At 72.4% G+C, this 16,594-nt stretch carries 19 protein-coding genes; 9 read left to right on the top strand and 10 right to left on the bottom strand.

Annotated elements, in window-relative coordinates; translation table 11 throughout:
* The first annotated feature begins 2 nt into the window (after positions 1-2).
* On the top strand, positions 3-533 hold the full coding sequence (locus ACS3YM_RS09005; protein ID WP_439939725.1) for a SixA phosphatase family protein: 531 nt from the start codon (positions 3-5) through the stop codon (positions 531-533).
* The gene (locus ACS3YM_RS09000) at positions 530-1,333 is read left to right on the top strand and encodes a putative protein N(5)-glutamine methyltransferase (RefSeq protein WP_439939724.1); all 804 of its coding nucleotides are present in this window, start codon (positions 530-532) and stop codon (positions 1,331-1,333) included. The genes ACS3YM_RS09005 and ACS3YM_RS09000 overlap by 4 nt, the downstream gene beginning before the upstream one ends.
* On the opposite strand, the gene serB is transcribed toward ACS3YM_RS09000, so the two are convergent.
* Both serB and ACS3YM_RS08990 read right to left on the bottom strand, forming a co-directional pair.
* On the bottom strand, positions 1,305-2,522 hold the full coding sequence (gene serB, locus ACS3YM_RS08995) for a phosphoserine phosphatase SerB (RefSeq protein WP_439939722.1): 1,218 nt from the start codon (positions 2,520-2,522) through the stop codon (positions 1,305-1,307). The genes ACS3YM_RS09000 and serB overlap by 29 nt on opposite strands.
* Before the next feature lie 46 nt (positions 2,523-2,568).
* A complete protein-coding gene (locus ACS3YM_RS08990; RefSeq protein WP_439939721.1) occupies positions 2,569-3,303 on the bottom strand; it encodes a hypothetical protein in 735 nt (244 codons plus the stop codon).
* A gap of 79 nt (positions 3,304-3,382) precedes the next feature.
* Here ACS3YM_RS08990 and ACS3YM_RS08985 point away from each other — a divergent pair, with 79 nt between their 5' ends.
* From ACS3YM_RS08985 to ACS3YM_RS08970, 4 genes are read left to right on the top strand one after another with little or no spacing between them, the layout of a single operon-like run.
* Positions 3,383-4,189: an ABC transporter ATP-binding protein gene (locus ACS3YM_RS08985; protein WP_439939720.1), complete on the top strand. Its 807-nt coding sequence runs from the start codon at positions 3,383-3,385 to the stop codon at positions 4,187-4,189.
* 17 nt (positions 4,190-4,206) lie between these two features.
* Complete coding sequence (locus ACS3YM_RS08980; protein WP_439939719.1) at positions 4,207-4,668, top strand: NfeD family protein; 462 nt, start codon at positions 4,207-4,209, stop codon at positions 4,666-4,668.
* A 49-nt stretch (positions 4,669-4,717) separates the two neighbouring features.
* Positions 4,718-5,833, top strand: coding sequence for an SPFH domain-containing protein (locus ACS3YM_RS08975; protein ID WP_439939718.1), 1,116 nt, complete (start codon positions 4,718-4,720; stop codon positions 5,831-5,833).
* Positions 5,830-6,591: a sulfite exporter TauE/SafE family protein gene (locus ACS3YM_RS08970; RefSeq protein WP_439939717.1), complete on the top strand. Its 762-nt coding sequence runs from the start codon at positions 5,830-5,832 to the stop codon at positions 6,589-6,591. Before ACS3YM_RS08975 ends, ACS3YM_RS08970 begins: the two co-directional genes overlap by 4 nt.
* Here the strand turns inward: ACS3YM_RS08970 and ACS3YM_RS08965 are convergent.
* Complete coding sequence (locus ACS3YM_RS08965) at positions 6,535-7,563, bottom strand: alpha/beta hydrolase (RefSeq protein WP_439939716.1); 1,029 nt, start codon at positions 7,561-7,563, stop codon at positions 6,535-6,537. The genes ACS3YM_RS08970 and ACS3YM_RS08965 overlap by 57 nt on opposite strands.
* Positions 7,564-7,640: 77 nt before the next feature.
* Between ACS3YM_RS08965 and ACS3YM_RS08960 the strand changes: the two genes are divergently transcribed.
* The gene (locus ACS3YM_RS08960) at positions 7,641-8,798 is read left to right on the top strand and encodes a PP2C family protein-serine/threonine phosphatase (RefSeq protein WP_439939715.1); all 1,158 of its coding nucleotides are present in this window, start codon (positions 7,641-7,643) and stop codon (positions 8,796-8,798) included.
* On the opposite strand, the gene ACS3YM_RS08955 is transcribed toward ACS3YM_RS08960, so the two are convergent.
* From ACS3YM_RS08955 to ACS3YM_RS08935, 5 genes are all read right to left on the bottom strand, one after another.
* Positions 8,795-9,772 carry an ABC transporter ATP-binding protein gene (locus ACS3YM_RS08955; protein ID WP_439939714.1) on the bottom strand — a complete coding sequence of 326 codons (978 nt, stop codon included), beginning with the start codon at positions 9,770-9,772 and terminating at the stop codon, positions 8,795-8,797. The genes ACS3YM_RS08960 and ACS3YM_RS08955 overlap by 4 nt on opposite strands.
* Positions 9,773-9,774: 2 nt before the next feature.
* A complete protein-coding gene (locus ACS3YM_RS08950) occupies positions 9,775-10,587 on the bottom strand; it encodes an ABC transporter permease (protein WP_439939713.1) in 813 nt (270 codons plus the stop codon).
* Positions 10,580-11,392: an ABC transporter permease gene (locus ACS3YM_RS08945; protein ID WP_439939712.1), complete on the bottom strand. Its 813-nt coding sequence runs from the start codon at positions 11,390-11,392 to the stop codon at positions 10,580-10,582. Before ACS3YM_RS08945 ends, ACS3YM_RS08950 begins: the two co-directional genes overlap by 8 nt.
* A 92-nt stretch (positions 11,393-11,484) precedes the next feature.
* Entirely contained in the window at positions 11,485-12,000 is a 516-nt protein-coding gene (locus ACS3YM_RS08940) for a CAP domain-containing protein (protein WP_439939711.1), read from the bottom strand.
* A gap of 360 nt (positions 12,001-12,360) precedes the next feature.
* Positions 12,361-12,882 carry a YbhB/YbcL family Raf kinase inhibitor-like protein gene (locus ACS3YM_RS08935; RefSeq protein ID WP_439939710.1) on the bottom strand — a complete coding sequence of 174 codons (522 nt, stop codon included), beginning with the start codon at positions 12,880-12,882 and terminating at the stop codon, positions 12,361-12,363.
* A 49-nt stretch (positions 12,883-12,931) separates the two neighbouring features.
* Between ACS3YM_RS08935 and cobA the strand changes: the two genes are divergently transcribed.
* Together cobA and ACS3YM_RS08925 are read left to right on the top strand one after the other, a co-directional pair.
* Positions 12,932-14,176, top strand: a complete 1,245-nt coding sequence (cobA, locus tag ACS3YM_RS08930; RefSeq protein WP_439939709.1) for a uroporphyrinogen-III C-methyltransferase — start codon at positions 12,932-12,934, stop codon at positions 14,174-14,176.
* Entirely contained in the window at positions 14,169-14,972 is an 804-nt protein-coding gene (locus ACS3YM_RS08925; protein WP_439939708.1) for a TrmH family RNA methyltransferase, read from the top strand. Before cobA ends, ACS3YM_RS08925 begins: the two co-directional genes overlap by 8 nt.
* A gap of 194 nt (positions 14,973-15,166) precedes the next feature.
* Here ACS3YM_RS08925 and ACS3YM_RS08920 read toward each other — a convergent pair whose 3' ends face one another.
* Positions 15,167-15,958: a TrmH family RNA methyltransferase gene (locus ACS3YM_RS08920; RefSeq protein WP_439939707.1), complete on the bottom strand. Its 792-nt coding sequence runs from the start codon at positions 15,956-15,958 to the stop codon at positions 15,167-15,169.
* A complete protein-coding gene (gene def / locus ACS3YM_RS08915) occupies positions 15,958-16,575 on the bottom strand; it encodes a peptide deformylase (RefSeq protein WP_439939706.1) in 618 nt (205 codons plus the stop codon). The genes ACS3YM_RS08920 and def overlap by 1 nt, the downstream gene beginning before the upstream one ends.
* Positions 16,576-16,594: the final 19 nt, after the last annotated feature.

Here is a 16,594-nt window from a genome sequence, read left to right as displayed (position 1 = left end):
GGATGCAGGAGTCACGGAGGGAAGCGCCGCGGCGGCTGGTCGTCGTACGCCACGCCAAGGCGGAGCCGACGGCCCCGTCGGACCACGGACGGGCCCTCGCGGCCCGCGGCCGCGCCGACGCGGCGGAGGCCGGGCGGTGGCTCCGCGCCACCGGGATCGACCCCGACGCGGCGCTGGTGTCGGACGCCCTGCGGACCCAGCAGACCTGGGAGCACCTCGCCGACGCGGCGGGGTGGGGCCTGGAGCCCGACCTGTCCGCGGGCCTCTACGCCGCGGGCGCAGACTCGGCCTTCGACCTGTTGCGCGAGACCGACCCGGAGGTGACGACCCTGGTCGTCATCGGGCACAACCCCACCATGGCCTACGTCGCCGAGCTCATCGACGACGGGGAGGGTGACGTGGAGGCGACGACCTTCATGCTGACGCGCGGCTTCCCGACGTCCGCCCTCGCGGTGTTCGTCGTCGCCGGCGAGTGGGCGGACCTCGGTCCCGGCAGTGGCCGGCTCGAGGCGTTCCACGTCGGCGACGGATGACCGGTCGCGACACCGCACCGGACGCGGTCGCGCGGTTGCGGGCAGCGGGGTGCGTCTGGGCCGAGGACGAGGCTGCCCTGCTGGAGGAGGCGGCCGGTTCGCCCGCCGACCTCGAGGGGCTGGTCTCCCGGCGGGTGGCCGGCGAACCGCTCGAGCTGGTCCTCGGGTGGGTCGAGTTCCTCGGCCGGCGCCTCGACGTGGGCCCGGGCGTCTTCGTGCCCCGCCGGCGCACCGAGCTGCTGGCCCGGGAGGCCCTCGCTCGCGTGCCGGGTCGCGGCCCGGGCGGTGAGCCTGCCGTGGTCGTGGAGATGTGCTGCGGCGTCGCGCCCGTCGCCGCGAGCCTGGTGCCGACCGGCGCCGAGGTGCACGCGGCCGACCTGAGCGCGGACGCACTCGCGCACGCCCGGTCCAACGCGCCCGGGGCCGAGCTGCACCGTGGCGACCTCTACGACGCGTTGCCGCGCCGGTTGCGGGGTCGCATCGACGTCATCGCCGCGAACGCGCCCTACGTGCCGACCGACCGCATCGCCGCCATGCCGCCGGAGGCACGGGTCCACGAGCCGCACGTGTCCCTCGACGGGGGCGCGGACGGGGTCGACGTGCACCGCCGGCTCGCCGCGGGGGCCGTGGGGTGGCTGGCGCCCGGGGGAGTGCTGCTCGTCGAGACCAGCGCCTCGCAGGCCTCGCTGACGACCAGCGCCATGGAGCGGGCGGGGCTGGTCGCCGAGGTGGTCGTCGACGACGAGATCGGCGGCTGCGTCGCCGTCGGGGTCAGTCGACCAGCGGCGGTGACGGCGTGACGATGCCGACCTCGGCGTCCGCCTCCTCGATCTCCTCGCGGGAGATGCCGAGCAGGTAGAGCACGGTGTCGAGGTAGGGCACGTTGACCGACGTCTGGGCGGCGTCGCGCACCACCGGCTTGGCGTTGTAGGCGATGCCGAGGCCCGCCTCGTTGAGCATGTCGAGGTCGTTGGCGCCGTCGCCGATGGCGATGACGGCGTCCAGCGGCACGCCCACCTCGGCGGCGAACTCCCGCAGCGCGGCGGCCTTGCCGGCACGGTCCACGACGTCGCCCACGATCCGGCCGGTCAGCAGGCCGTCGACGATCTCGAGCTGGTTGGCGCGCGCGAAGTGGATGCCGAGCTCGGCGGCGAGGCGGTCGGTGATCTGGCTGAAGCCGCCGGACACGATCGCGAAGCGGTAGCCCAGGCGTCGCAGCGTGCGGACCATCGTGCGCGCCCCGGGGGCCAGCACGATCGAGTCGTAGACCTCGTCGAGCGCGGTCGCCGGCACGCCCTCGAGCAGGGCGACCCGCTCCCGCAGCGACTGCTCGAAGTCGAGCTCGCCGCGCATCGCGGCCTCGGTCACCCGCGCGACCTCGGCCTCCTGGCCGGCGTGCGCGGCGATCATCTCGATGACCTCCCCCTGGATGAGGGTGGAGTCGACGTCCATGACGATGAGGCGTACGCCGCGCCGGTACAGCGACTCGCGCTGCACGGCCAGGTCGATGCCCAGCCGCACCGCCTCCGTCGACAGCAGGGGTCGCAGGGAGTCGGCGGGGGCACCGGAGACGTGCAGCTCGATCGCGGTCACCGGGTAGCGCGCCATGCGCTCGATGCGGTCGATGTTGGCGCCGGAGTCCGCGATCCGTCCGGCGATGGCCGCCACTGCGGACGCCTTCAGCGGGCTGCCGATGAGGGTGATGTGGGACCGGTCGCCGCGGCGGCTCTTGTTGTCACCGGCGCCGCGGTCGACCTCGACGCTCATGTCGAGCTCGGCGGCGGTGCGCTCGATGGCGTCGCGCAGCTTCTTCCAGTCCCGCGGGGCGGTCACCAGGATGCCCAGCAGCAGCCTGCGCCGCAGCACGATCTGCTCGATGTCGACGACCTCGACCCCGGCCGCGGCCAGCACGTCGAACATCGCAGAGGTGACGCCCGGCCGGTCCTTGCCCGTGAGGGTGACCAGAAGAGTCTTCGGCTCGTCTTCCATGGTGGGGGGAAGGCTAGACCCACCGCGACCGCGCAGCGGCCGGGTATCACCGATCGGGCCACACCTCGGGGGAGCAGGCCGCCACGATCGCCCGCCGGGCCGCCCGGCCGAGCGGCTGCAGGAGGCCGCGACGCCGCTCCACCTCGTACGACGACAACGCGCCGCCGTCGTCGGCGAGGGCCAGGTCGACGATGGCCCACGCCTGCAGCCCCCGGGCCGCGAGGTCGACGCAGCGCGGCGGGGTGCCGAGCGGCGCGTCGAGCCCGGGCCGGTGGTGCAGGTTCATCAAGGCGTCCGCGGCCTCGGGTCGCCACCGCGCCACGTCGAGGTCGGCCAGGTCGCCGGCGGCGCCGACCAGGCTCTCGCGCAGCGCGCGGTCCGCCTCGCCCACGTCGGGCAGCTGGCGCGGACCGGCCTCGTGGACCCGCCACTGCACGGTCTCGCCGGCCTCGTGCGGCACCAGGCCGAGACCGCCTGCCACGACGGCCTGCCCGGCCTCCAGGGCCGCGGTGTTGAAGTCGCGCGGCCCGCCGAGGCCCAGCGGGTCACCGTCGACGGGCAGCGCCAGGCCGGCGTACGACGCACCGCTCGCCCGCGAGCGCGCCAGCAGGTCGAGCGCCGACCCGCCCTCGAGCAGGTGCACGTCGTCGGCGAGGGCGTCGAGCACGTGGTCGGTCTGCTCGTGGCCGCGCAGAAAGGCGGTGAGCCACCAGGCGAGGACCGCCGAGTGGGGGAGCGCCGGGCCATGGTTCGAGGACGGGCCGGAGGACGAGGTCGACATCGCGGACGACGCTACTCGCTGCTCCGCCCCCGTCGTGTCAGGTCCGGAGCAGAGACGGCTGCTGGATAGGGTGAGGAACATGGTCGCCGTCATCGAGCTCGCCGGGGTCACGGTGCGCCGTGGCACGTCCCTGCTGCTCGACGACATCAGCTGGGAGGTCGAGGAGGACGAGCGCTGGGTCGTGCTCGGGCCCAACGGCGCCGGCAAGACCACCCTGCTCCAGGTCGCCGCCGCCCAGCTGCACCCGACCTCCGGCGTCGCCGGCATCCTCGACGAGGTCCTCGGCACGACCGACGTCTTCGAGCTCCGACCGCGCATCGGCCTGACCAGCGCGGCGCTCGCCGACCGCATCCCGCGCAGCGAGCTCGTCAAGGACGTCGTCGTCTCCGCCTCCTACGGCGTCGTCGGGCGCTGGCGCGAGGAGTACGCCGACCTCGACCACGACCGGGCCGCTGAGCTGCTCGCCGAGGTGGGCGCCGCCCACCTGGCGGAGCGGACCTTCGGCACCCTCAGCGAGGGGGAGCGCAAGCGCGTGCAGATCGCGCGGGCGCTGATGACCGACCCCGAGCTGCTGCTGCTCGACGAGCCGGCAGCCGGCCTCGACCTCGGAGGCCGCGAGGACCTCGTCGCGACGCTGTCCGAGCTGGCCCTCGACCCCGACTCGCCCGCGACGGTGCTGGTGTCGCACCACGTGGAGGAGATCCCGCCCGGATTCACCCACGCCCTGATGCTGCGCGAGGGCCGGGTGGTCGACGCGGGCCCCGTCGAGGACGTCGTCACGGCCGAGACGTTGTCGGAGACGTTCGGCATGCCCCTGCTGCTCAGTCGCGCCGACGACAGGTTCGCCGCGCGTCGCCGGCCGGCTCAGCGCATCCTTCAGCACTGACTGGATAGGGTCTGGTCATGGACTGGATCCGCGACCATCTCTGGGAGACCTGGCTCGCGCTGTCGATCGCGCTCGGCGTGGCCGAGATGTTCAGCCTGGACCTGATCCTCGCCATGCTGGCCGCCGGCGCGGCCATCGGCATGGTGGCTGCCCTGATCGGTCTGCCCGTGTTCGTCCAGGTACTCGCGGCACTGGCCGCGTCCGTCGCGATGCTCGCGCTGGTGCGGCCGGCGTTCGTCAAGCGCCTGCACGGCGGGCCCGAGCTGGCGCTCGGCCACAGCAAGCTGGTCGGCACCCGCGGCCTGGTCACCGAGGAGATCACCGGGCTCGCGCCCGGCCGGATCAAGGCGGGTGGCGAGACCTGGACCGCCCTCCCCTACGACGAGAACCTGCGGATCGCGCCCGGCGAGACCGTCGAGATCCTGCAGATCAAGGGTGCGACGGCCTACGTCCATCCCGTGGGCACGCTCGAGTACTGAGCGGGCGCCACAGCCACTACCAGTCCGAACAATCATCGGGGGAGACCAAATGCCGACCGCCTTGCTGGTCCTGTTCCTGCTCATCGCCTTGTTCGTCGTCGTGCTGCTCTCGAAGACGGTGCGGATCGTGCCCCAAGCGCGCGCCGCGATCGTCGAGCGGTTCGGCAAGTACCAGCAGACGCTGCCCGCAGGACTCAACATCCTCGTGCCGTTCATCGACAGGGTGCGCTACCTGATCGACCTGCGCGAGCAGGTCGTGAGCTTCCCACCGCAGCCGGTGATCACCGAGGACAACCTCGTCGTCTCGATCGACACCGTCATCTACTTCCAGGTCACCGACCCGGTCGCCGCGACCTATGAGATCGCCAACTACATCCAGGCGATCGAGCAGCTGACCATGACCACGCTGCGCAACATCGTCGGCGGCATGGACCTCGAGGAGACGCTCACCAGTCGTGACTCGATCAACTCCGGCCTGCGCGGTGTCCTCGACGAGGCCACCGGCAAGTGGGGCATCCGCGTCAACCGAGTCGAGCTCAAGGGCATCGACCCGCCGCCGTCCATCAAGGACTCGATGGAGAAGCAGATGCGCGCCGATCGCGAGAAGCGTGCCGTGATCCTCACCGCCGAGGGCCAGCGCCAGGCCGCGATCCTCACCGCCGAGGGTTCCAAGCAGTCGCAGATCCTCAACGCCGAGGGTGACCGCGAGTCGCAGATCCTGCGCGCGCAGGCCGATCGCGAGGCCTCGATCCTGCGTGCCCAGGGAGAGGGCCAGGCGATCCAGACCGTCTTCCAGGCGATCCACGACGGCCAGCCCGACCAGTCGCTGCTGGCCTACCAGTACCTCCAGATGATGCCCAAGATCGCCGAGGGCAGCGCCAACAAGGTGTGGGTCATCCCCTCGGAGATCACCAAGGCGATGGAGGGTCTGGGCTCGTCCATCCACGAGATCGCCGGCATCCCGCGTGAGGCCACCCCGCGCACCCGCGTCGACATGGGCCCCTCGGAGCCGCAGCTGCCCCGGTCCTCCGACGACACCGAGCTCAGCGCCACGAGCAGGGCTGTCGAGGAGGCCATCGCGGCGGCCGAGTCGGCCTCCCGGCCGACCTCGCAGCCCGCGACGTCGGTGGAGCCCCCGGCCGAGAGCGAGCCCCCGCCGGCGTGAGCCCGCTCGAAGCAGTGCTGGTCACGCTCGCAGGAGTGGCGGCCGGCACCATCAACACGGTGGTGGGGTCGGGGACGCTGATCACGTTCCCGACCCTGCTGGCGTTCGGCGTACCCCCGGTGACCGCCAACGTGAGCAACACCGTCGGCCTCGTCCCTGGCAGCCTGTCCGGCGTCGTCGGCTACCGGCGCGAGCTCGCCGGCCAGCGCGCCCGCCTGCTGCGCCTCGGGTCCGCGTCGCTCGTCGGTGGCGTCGCGGGAGCCCTGCTCCTGCTCGTGCTGCCCTCGTCGGCGTTCGACGCGATCGTGCCGGTCCTCATCCTGCTCGGCGTCCTGCTGGTGATCTTCGGACCCCGCATCCAGCGCGCCGTCGCCGCGCGGGCGGAGGCCCGTGGCGGCATCCCCGACCACGGCGTGTGGTGGGTGTGGCCGGCGGTGGTGGGCGCGGGCGTCTACGGCGGCTACTTCGGCGCGGCGCAGGGGGTGCTGCTGATGGCGATCCTCGGCATCGGGGTGGCCGACTCGATGCAGCGCCACACCGCCACGAAGAACGTGCTGGCCCTCATCGTCAACGCCGTCGCGGCCGCGGTCTTCATCGCCGTCGCCGACATCGACTGGGTGGTGGCCGGGCTCATCGCCCTCGGCTCGGTGGTGGGCGGCCAGGTGGGCGCCACCGTGGGTCGCCGGCTCTCGCCCGACCTGCTACGCGCCGTGATCGCGGTCGTCGGCCTCACCGCGCTGGTCGTCCTGCTCACCTGACGCGCTCGGCGCCGCCTCCACCCAGGCCTCGAGCCACGTGCCGATGGCGGCGTACGCCTCGGCGCGCACCTCGGGGCGTGACAGCACGACGTCGTGGATCGCGCCCTCGACCGCGATCGAGGTGACGTGCCGGCCGACCGACGACGCCCACCGGCGGATCTGCTCGACGTCGAGGACGATGTCGTGGCGGGTGGCCGTCTCCTCGGTCTGCTCGCCGAAGTACGACCGTGCCGAGGACAGCACGAGCGTGGGGCACGCGACGTCGAGCCCCGCGTGGAGCTGGGCGTGCCCGCGACGCACCGCGCGCAGCCAGCCGACGTAGATCGGCCGAGACTCCAAGGGCTTCCAGGCGAGGTCGTAGTCCCACTCACCGCCATGATCGCGGTGCAGCGTCCGGCCGTAGACCGTGCTGACCTTGCGGGGGATCTCCCGCATCGGGCGGCTCGCGCCGAGACGGTCGATCGCGGCCCGGGCCGCGGGACTGCGCAGCCACGCTGATCCGTGCATGTCGAACCAGGGGGAGTTGAGCACCATGGCGGCGAGCTCCGGGGGCTGCCGTTCGTGCGCCCAGAGGCTGACGGTGAGCCCGCCGGTGGAGTGGCCCGACACGATGAGCCGCTCATGCCCGTCACGCTGGAGGATGCGCCAGCAGGCCAGGTCGATCTCGCCGAAGTACTCGCCCAGGTCGGCGACGTAGTGCGGCGTCTGGTGCTCGCGCAGCGACCGGCCGTACTTGCGCAGGTCGAGCGCGTAGAACGCGTAGCCGCGGTCGGCCCACCAGCGGGCGTACTCGGTGTGGAAGAAGTAGTCGGCGAAGCCGTGAACGTGCAGCACGGCCCGGCCGTTGGGGCGCTCCGGCTCGAGGCTGACCAGCGTGGCCACGACGGCGCCCTCGCTGTCGGGAGGCAGGGTGATCGTCTCGACGCGGTAGTCAGGACCGAGCACGTCGGCCTGCAGGGGCACCAGAGGCATGCCGGGAGCCTAGTCAGCCGTCCACAGATTTCCCCGTTCGTCCCCGGGGGTGGTCGCCGCGCGTCTAACCTCTGTCCGTGTCGAGCGCGTGGGGGACCCTGGTGCGGGGGTTCTCGACCTACGTGCAGCAGCGCGTCGAGGGCTGGCGCACCGGATCCCGCGCCAGCCAGGCATTCCTCCTCTTCCTCCTCCTCAGCCTGGTCGCACTCGCCCTCGCCGTGGGGGCGCTGGCCCGGGTGATCGTGCCCGTGTCGCTGTGGTTCCTCTTCCTCATGGTCGGGCTGATGCTGCTGCGCTTCGTGCCGCTGCTCCTGCTCGTCCTGGTCCTGGGCGCTGTCGCGTTCTGGACCTCGATCGAGAGCAGCTTCGTCAGCGCGAGCAGGTACTCCGCCCTGCTGATCTTCGGCGTGGCCCTGCTGCTCGCGCTCTGGCAGTCGAGCCGCCAGCGCTCCGGCCTGCCGATGGCCCTCAGCGAGGCCGTGCTGAGCCAGCTGCGCGACCGGCTCCAGCGCCAGGGCGTCGTACCCCCGCTGCCCGACGGGTGGCGCTCGCAGTCCGCGACGATCACGGCCCACGGGCCCAGCTACGCCGGGGACTTCCTCGTCGCCCACCTGCACGACGGACGCTGGCTGGAGATGGCGCTCGTCGACGTCTGCGGCAAGGGCACCTCCGTCGGCCCGCAGGCCCTGCAGTTCGCCGGGGCCCTGGGCGGCCTGATCGGCGCGCTGCCGCCGGCCGAGCTGATGGCAGCGGCCAACCAGTTCCTGCTGCGCCAGGAGTCCGACGAGTCGCTCGCGACGGCCGTGCACATCAAGGTCGACCTCGTCACCGGCGACTACACGATCACCAGCGCCGGGCACCCGCCGGCGCTGCACTGGCACCTCGGGCAGCGCGGCTGGACGGTGGACAACGCCCGCGGCATGGCGCTCGGGGTGATCCCCGAGGCCGACTTCACGCCGAGTCGCGGCCGCCTGCACCCCGGCGAGGCCCTGATGTTCTACACCGACGGCGTCATCGAGACCGCCGACCGTGACCTCGACGACGGGATCGACTGGCTGCGCCACGAGGCCCTCAAGGCCATCGACGCCCGCGGGTTCACCGGGCTGCCCAACCGGGTGCTGAAGAAGGTCCCGCGCGGCGACGACGACCGGGCGATGCTCGTGCTGGAGCGCCAGCCGCCCACCTCACCCGAGCGCGACTCCGAGCGCCACCGCGGCCTCCAGGCGCACGTCTAGACACCCTGCGAGTAGAGGTCGCGGATCACGTCCTCGATGGCCGGCTCCTGGATGGACAGGTCCGCGACGTCGTACGCCGACGCGACCGCGGCCACGATCGGGGCGGCGCTGGCGTCGGCGGCGAAGGACAGCCACTGCCGCGGGCCCTCGACCTTGCGGACCGTCGCCCCGGGTACGTCGATGGGCGGGGCCTCGTCGACCAGGTCGACCACCAGGGTGCGGGTGGACCCGCCCTGCGCGTGCAGGCCGGCGAGCGAGCCGTCGTACACCGCCGTGCCGTGGTCGATCACGATCACCCGGTCGCACAGCGCCTCGATGTCCTGCAGGTCGTGGGTGGTGAGCATCAACGTGGTGCCGCGCTCGGCGTTGAGGGCGCGGAGGAACTCGCGCAGCCTGCCCTTGCTCACCACGTCGAGGCCGATGGTCGGCTCGTCGAGGTAGAGCACCTCCGGGTCGTGGAGGAGCGCGGCGGTGATGTCGCCGCGCATCCGCTGGCCCAGGCTGAGCTGGCGCACGGGGGTGTCGAGCTGCGCCCCGAGGTCGAGCAGGTCGACGAAGCGGTCGAGGTTGTCGCGGTAGCGCTCCGCGGGGATCCGGTACATCTTCTGGAGCAGCTCGAAGGAGTCACGCAGCGGCAGGTCCCACCACAGCGTGGAGCGCTGGCCGAAGACCACCCCGATCCGTCGGGCGAGCTCGACCCGGTCCCGGCTGGGGTCCAGGCCGCCGACGCGCACGTGGCCGCCGGTGGGGACGAGGATGCCGGTCAGCATCTTGATCGTGGTCGACTTGCCTGCGCCGTTGGGGCCGATGTAGCCGACCATCTCGCCCGCCTCGACGGAGAAGGTGAGGCCGTGGACGGCCAGCACCTCCTCGCGGACGCGGCGCCGCCGGCCCTCGACCCGTCGGCGTACGTCGAAGGTGCGCTCGAGGTCGTGGACCTCGATCAGCGGCCCAGCAGTCTGGTCTGCGGACATCGTCAGCTCCCGGTGGAGGTGTAGTGGCGGACGCCGGAGCGCCACACGAGCAGGGCCGCTGCCATGGTCACCACGCCGGCGAGCGGCGAGGCGAACTGGAAGGCATCCGGGGTGCCGAAGGGGTCGGATCGGCCCAGCAGGTAGAGGCAGGGATACCAGTTGACGAAGGCCACCGGGATGACGAACGTCAGCCCGACGAGCACCTCTCGCGGGAAGATGCTGAGCGGGTACTGGGTGACGGTCGCCCCGCCGTAGGTGAAGGCGTTGGCGAACTCGGTCGCGTCGGTCGTCCAGAACTGGATGCAGGAGAAGCCGACGAAGAGCCCGAAGAAGACCAGCGCCCCGCTGGCGATCATCGAGACCGCGACGACGACCCGCAGCGGGGTCCAGTCGACGTAGGAGCAGGCCCACCCGAACACGACTCCGGCCTGGGTCAGCCGGCCCAGGCGGCGCAGGGTGAACTGGTCGGCACACACCTGCACCAGCAGCGGCACGGGCTTGGTCATCATCTGGTCGAGGCGCCCGGTGCGGATGTAGGTGCCGATGCGCTCGACGGAGCCGATCGCGGTGTCGGCGACCGCCAGCGCCAGCGACGCGCTGCCGTAGAGCAGGGCCACCTCGTGCAGGGAGAAGCCGGCCAGGTCCTTCAGGTGGGCGAACATGATCCAGAGCGCGATGAAGTCCAGTCCGGTGATCAGGCCGTTGCCCACGGCCAGCAGGACGAACGACGTGGGGTACTGCCAGGCGGCGCGGATCCAGAGCCACGCGATCTGGCCGTAGGTGCGCAGGTGCTGCGCGGAGCGTGCCTCAGCCACCCTGGACCACCACCTTGCGGGTCGCGAGGCCCAGGACGCCCTGGCAGGCGGCGAGGAGCACGACGGCCCACACCGCCTGGAAGCCGAGCGCGGCGGCGAGGCCGGTGCCGGTGTGCTTGCCGAGCCAGATGTCGGCCGGCACCTGGACGTACGACGCCCACGGCAGCGCGCGGGCGAGCGTGCCGAGCCACCCGGGGAAGAGCACCAACGGCAGCATCATCCCGCTGAAGAAGATCGCGAAGGCCCCGCTCATCACCTTCACCCCCGACTGGTCGAGCAGCCAGAACGCCGTGCTCGCCACCAGGAAGCGGATCGCGAAGCTCACCACGACCGCCAGCACGAGCGACACCGCGAACGCGGCCGCGGTGAGGGGCGAGGCGGGGAGCGAGATCCCGAAGACGACCAGCCCGATGACGGTCGGGCCGAGGCCGCGCGTGAGCAGGTGGTACGCCGCGCGACCCAGGTCGCTCGCGAGGTACCACCCGACGAGGCCGACCGGGCGGTAGAGGTCGATCGCGACGTCCCCGGTCCGGACCCGCTCGGCGAGGTCGTCGGTCGCGCCGCCGCCCCACAGCGCGATCGTCATCAGCAGGGCCTGGCCGAGCCAGACGTACGTCACCGCGTCCTGCGCGTCGTAGCCGCCCGCCGTGGGGTTGGCGTCCCAGAGCGCGAGGTAGGCGTAGGAGTAGATGACCCCGAAGACCGAGTTCGTGAAGATCCCGGCGAGGGTGGCAGCGCGGTAGGTGGAGTAGCGGCGGAACGCTCGGGTCGCGATGGCGACGTGCAGCACCGGCTTCCCCCTCACATGACAACGATCCCCGGCCCACCCACGAGGGGGCCGGGGATCGTCTCACATCGACGGGGTGCCACGCACCTCGACCGCGGAGGGCGCCTGCCTCAGTTGTGGCGCACCAGGTTGACGACGCCGATCACGCGACCCTGGGGGTCCTTGGTGATCGCGACGCCGGCGCGGCGGGCGCGCGGGCTGAGCAGGATCTCGCGGTGGCCGGGGGAGTCGAGCCAGAGCTCCACCATCGCCTTCGGGGTCAGGCCCGTGCCGCGGACGAGCGTCTCGCCAGCCCACTGGTTGTGGCACTTGCGGATGACCTCGTTCTGGTCGCGGTGCTCGAAGACACCGGTGCGGGCGATGCGTGCGCCCCAGGCCTCGGCGAGCTTGTCGGTGCAGACGTCGAAGTTCCAGACCTTCGACAGCCCGTGGTCGGCGCGAGCCTTGTTGATCTCGACCATCAGCGCCGACTCGAGGTCGTCGCCGGTCAACTCGCTCGCGTCCTTCACCGACGCGGCGGCGGGGACGGGCCAGGTGGCGGCCTGGGCCGCAGCGGGGATGCCCATCAGGACAGCGGCGGCGGCGACGAGGCTCGCCAGCAGCGAAAGGGGGCGGGAGTGGCGCACGGTCTGTTCCTCCAAGCGAAGATCCACCTGTCAGGTGGTGAGGTGGATCTTGATCAAATCTTTCCAGAATCAGGCTTGACCATAAACACAGCGTGTGCTGGAAGTCGAGTCCTCACCGTCCAGATGAACGACACGCCACGCGTTTCGTCAACTTTCAGGTGATGTCTACCCGAAAACCGTCTGGTACGGATCAAAACGGCTTGACCGTTTCTCCATGACGCAAACGCAGAAAAAGGAGACCCGTGGTCTGGACCTCTCGGCCCAGAACACGTGTCTCCTGAGGTTGGTGGGGCGTATGTGGCTTGTGTGAACCGTGGGACTCGGGGGCCCGCGGGGCCTCAGTGCTGGCTCAGCGCTGGCTCAGTGCTGGTAGGTGCCGTGCAGGATGGCGCGGCCGAGCGTCTTGAAGGCCAGGTTGAACGACACCACGGCGGGCGAGGCGTCCTCGTCGACGCCGAGCGTCGCGTCCTTCACCGCGTGCACGACGAAGAAGTAGCGGTGCACCTGGTCACCCTGCGGCGGCGCGGCACCCATGAAGCCCTTGTCGCCGCCGTCGTTGCGCACGTGGAAGGCCTTGCCCGGCAGTGGGCCTGCCGCGGCGCCGGTGTCGAGCGAGGTGACGTCGGCGGGCACGTCCACCAGGCACCAGTGCCAGAACCCGCTCGGGGTGGGGGCGTCGGGGTCGAAGCAGGTGACGACGTAGGACTGGGTGCCCTCGGGGGCACCCGACCAGCTCAGCTGGGGCGAGGTGTTGCCGAGGGCGGCCACCTGGTCGTCCTTCAGTGGCTGGCCGTCGGTGACGTCGTCGCTGGTGACCGTGAAGGACTCGGTGGCCGGCAGGTAGTCGTAGGGGTTCGGGCTGACTGGTCGCTCGATGCTCATTCCTCGAACCTAGCCAGAGGGCCTCGGCGCTGGCCAGAGACAATGGGGCATGGCCGACTCCGACGCGCATCCCTACCTCGCAGGACTCGTGCTGGCCGGTCGCAAGGTGGTCGTCGTCGGTGGCGGCCACGTCGCCCAGCGCCGGGTCCCCGCCTTCCTGGCCGCCGGTGCCGACGTCACGCTCGTGAGCCCCGAGGTGACTCCGGCGCTCGAGGGACTGGCAGGTGAGCTGACACTGCACCTGCGCGACTTCACCGAGGCCGACGTCGACGGGGCGTGGTACGTCGTGGCCGCGACGGACGACCCGCAGGTCAACGCCCGCGTGGTCGCTGCGGCGGACAGCCGCCACACCTTCTGCGTGCGGGCCGACGACGCCCGCGGAGGGACGGCCTGGACCCCGGCGGTCGGTCACCACGGCAGCGTCACCATCGGCGTGCTCGGCAACCGCGAGCCGCGCAAGTCGGCAACGCTGCGCGACGACATCGTCACCGCGCTGCGCGACGGCCACCTGACGGCGGCCGGCGCCCACGACCGGACCCCCGGGGTGGTGCTCGTCGGTGGCGGGCCGGGGGAGCCGGAGCTCGTCACGGTCGCCGCCCGCCACGCGCTGGCGTCCGCCGACGTGGTCGTCGCGGACCGGCTCGCGCCTCGCGAGCTGCTCGACGAGCTCGGTCCCCACGTCGAGCTCATCGACGTCGCCAAGCTGCCGAGGGGCCGGGCGGCCACGCAGGACCACATCAACGACGTGATCGTGTCCCGCGCGCGGGAGGGCAAGCGCGTCGTGCGCTTCAAGGGCGGCGACAACTTCGTCTTCGGCCGCGGGTTCGAGGAGCTGCTGGCCTGCGCGGCCGCCGACGTGCCGGTCACCGTCGTACCCGGCCTCACCTCGGCCATCGCCGTCCCGGCGCGCGTCGGCATCCCCGTGACGCACCGCGGGGTCGCCCACGAGTTCACCGTCATCTCCGGGCACCTGCCGCCCGGGCACCCCGACTCGCTCGTCGCCTGGGACGCGGTCGCCGGGCTGCGGGGCACCCTCGTCCTGCTCATGGCCGTCGACAACGCGCCCGCCATCGCCCGGGCGCTGCTGGCGGGGGGCCGCTCGGCCGGGACGCCGGTCGCGGTCGTGGTCGACGGCACCATGCCCACCGAGCGGACCGTGCTCAGCACCCTGGGCTCGTTGGCCGACGACCTGGTCGCGCACGAGGTGGTGCCGCCCGCGATCATCGTGATCGGCGACGTGGTGGCCGTGGCGCGTCCGGCACACTATGCGGACCATGGGCCCGGGAGTGACTGACCTCGTCGAGATCTCGGACCCCGGCGATCCCCGACTCGCCGACTACCGCGACCTGCGCGACGTCGAGCTGCGCAAGAGCCTCGAGGCGGAGCACGGGCTCTTCCTCGCGGAGGGTGAGAAGGTCGTCCGCCGCTCGGTCGAGGCGGGCTACGAGGCGCGCTCGTTCCTCATGGCGCCGCGGTGGCTGGAGGGCCTCGGCGACGTGCTCGAGCGCAGCGACGGCCCGTGCTACGTCCTGTCGGAGGCGCTGATCGAGCAGGTGACCGGCTTCCACGTCCACCGCGGCGCGCTGGCCTCCCTGCGCCGCCGCCCGCTGCCCACGGTCGACGAGGTGCTCGCTGGCGCCCGCTCGGTGCTGGTGCTCGAGGACCTGGTCGACCACACCAACGTCGGCGCGATCTTCCGCTCCGGCGCCGCGCTCGGATTCGACGCCGTGCTGCTGGCGCCCCGCTGCGCCGACCCGCTCTACCGGCGCTCCATCAAGGTCGGGATGGGCGCCGTCTTCACGACGCCGTGGACCCGCCTGCCCGACTGGTACGACGCGCTGCCGGACCTGTCGCGCCGCGGCTTCACGACCGTCGCGCTCACCCTGTCGTCCGACTCGGTGCCGATCGAGGAGGCCGTCGACGGGGTCGACCGGCTCGCCCTCGTGCTCGGGTCGGAGGGCCACGGGTTGTCACCGCGCTGGGAGGCGGCGGCCGACCGGCGCGCGATCATCCCGATGCGGGCGGGCATCGACTCGCTCAACGTCGCGGCCGCCACGGCCGTGGCCTGCTACGCCGCCGCCCGGCGGTAGTCGTCAGTGGCCTGTCCGCGCTGACCGCCGGTGGGCGCGGGGCGTCGAGCGCGGTCTTGGTGACGCGCGGAGTGCGTCATGAATACCGCACTCGCGTCCACCAGGACGCTCATCGGAGCTCCGCGCCTCAGGATCAGTGCGTGCGGCCCGGCGATGGCTACGCCACCGTCGAGGCGCCGACACCTCACGCCGAGCTAGCCGCGCTGGCGCAGCGCCTCGTGCAGCACGATCGACCCGGCGACCGCCGCGTTGAGCGAGGAGGCGGTGCCCACCATCGCGATGCTGGCCACGTCGTCGCACACGGCCCGCCAGCCCGACGACAGTCCGTGGGTCTCGTTGCCGACCACGATGACGACGCGGCCCGCGAGGTCGACGTCGGCCAGCGGGCTGCCGTCCTCGTCGGTGCCGACGATCCGGTAGCCGTGGGCGTGGGCGTGCTCCACGACGGGCCCCGGTCCGGGCACGCGCAGCACGGTGAGCGCGAAGAGCGAGCCCGTGCTGGCGCGCACGGCCTGCGGGTCGTAGGGGTCGGCCGCGTGGCCGGTGACCACGAGGGCCGAGGCGCCGAAGGCGTCCGCCGACCGGGCCAGCGTGCCGATGTTGCCGGGACTGGTCGGCCGGTCGAAGACGACGACCGGCCCGTGCGGGCGTGAGGAGTCGGCCAGGCGGGCCACCCCGTCGTCGGGCATCTCGACGACGGCGACGAGCTCCGCGCCCTCCTTCCCGCTGAGCCGCGCGTGGAGCTCGGGGGAGAGGACGACGCGCTCGGCGCGGGTGCTGGCCCAGAGCTCGTCGGCCCAGCCGGACGACGTGCCGTCGGCGCGCAGCAGCGCTCGCACCGTCCAGCCCTCCTCGACCGCCCGGGTGATCGGGCGGACTCCCTGCACCAGGAGCTCGCGGTTGCGGTGGCGCTTCGAGCGGTTGGTCAGCAGCGCCTCCCACTGCTGGAAGCGGGCGTTCTCGCGGGTGATGCGCAGGTCGTGCATCAGGCGGACTCGTCGGCGGGCCAGGTGGGCGGGTAGTCCTCGGCGGCCGCGTCGTGCTTCTTGGTGAGCCGCTTGCGGGACTTGGCCGAGAGCCGGTCGCCGAAGACCGTGCCGAGGGTGTGGTCGGTCTCGTGCTGCAGGCAGCGGGCGAGCAGGCCGTCGCCCTCGAAGGTCACCGGCTCGCCGTCGAGGCCGAAGCCGTCGACGCGGGCCCAGTCCGGCCGCGGGCACGGCTCGAACGAGCCGGGGAAGGACAGGCAGCCCTCGTCGTCGTCGTCCAGCCGGCGCTCGCGGCCCTCGGGCAGCGTCAGCACCGGGTTGCAGACCACGCCGACCGTGCGCCGTCCCTCGTCGTCGGGGCAGTCGAAGACGAACATCGCCACGTCCTCGCCGATCTGGCAGGCGGCGAGGCCGACCCCGTCGGCGGCGTACATCGTCGCCACCATGTCGGCGGCGAGGGCGCGCAGCGCGTCGTCGTACGACGTCACCTGCTGCTGGGCGCGGTGCATGACGGGCGTGCCCCACCGCGTGATCGCGCGCACCGTGCCACCCTCGGGGAGGGAGCCGTAGGGGGTGTGCAGATCGGGCTGGACGTCGGTCACGGGCTCGTCGGGCATGCGAAGGATCCTAACGAGG

The organism is Nocardioides sp. N13(2025), from assembly GCF_051912545.1.
Classification (GTDB): Bacteria; Actinomycetota; Actinomycetes; order Propionibacteriales; family Nocardioidaceae; genus Nocardioides.
This window is presented reverse-complemented; position numbering and strand designations above follow the sequence as displayed.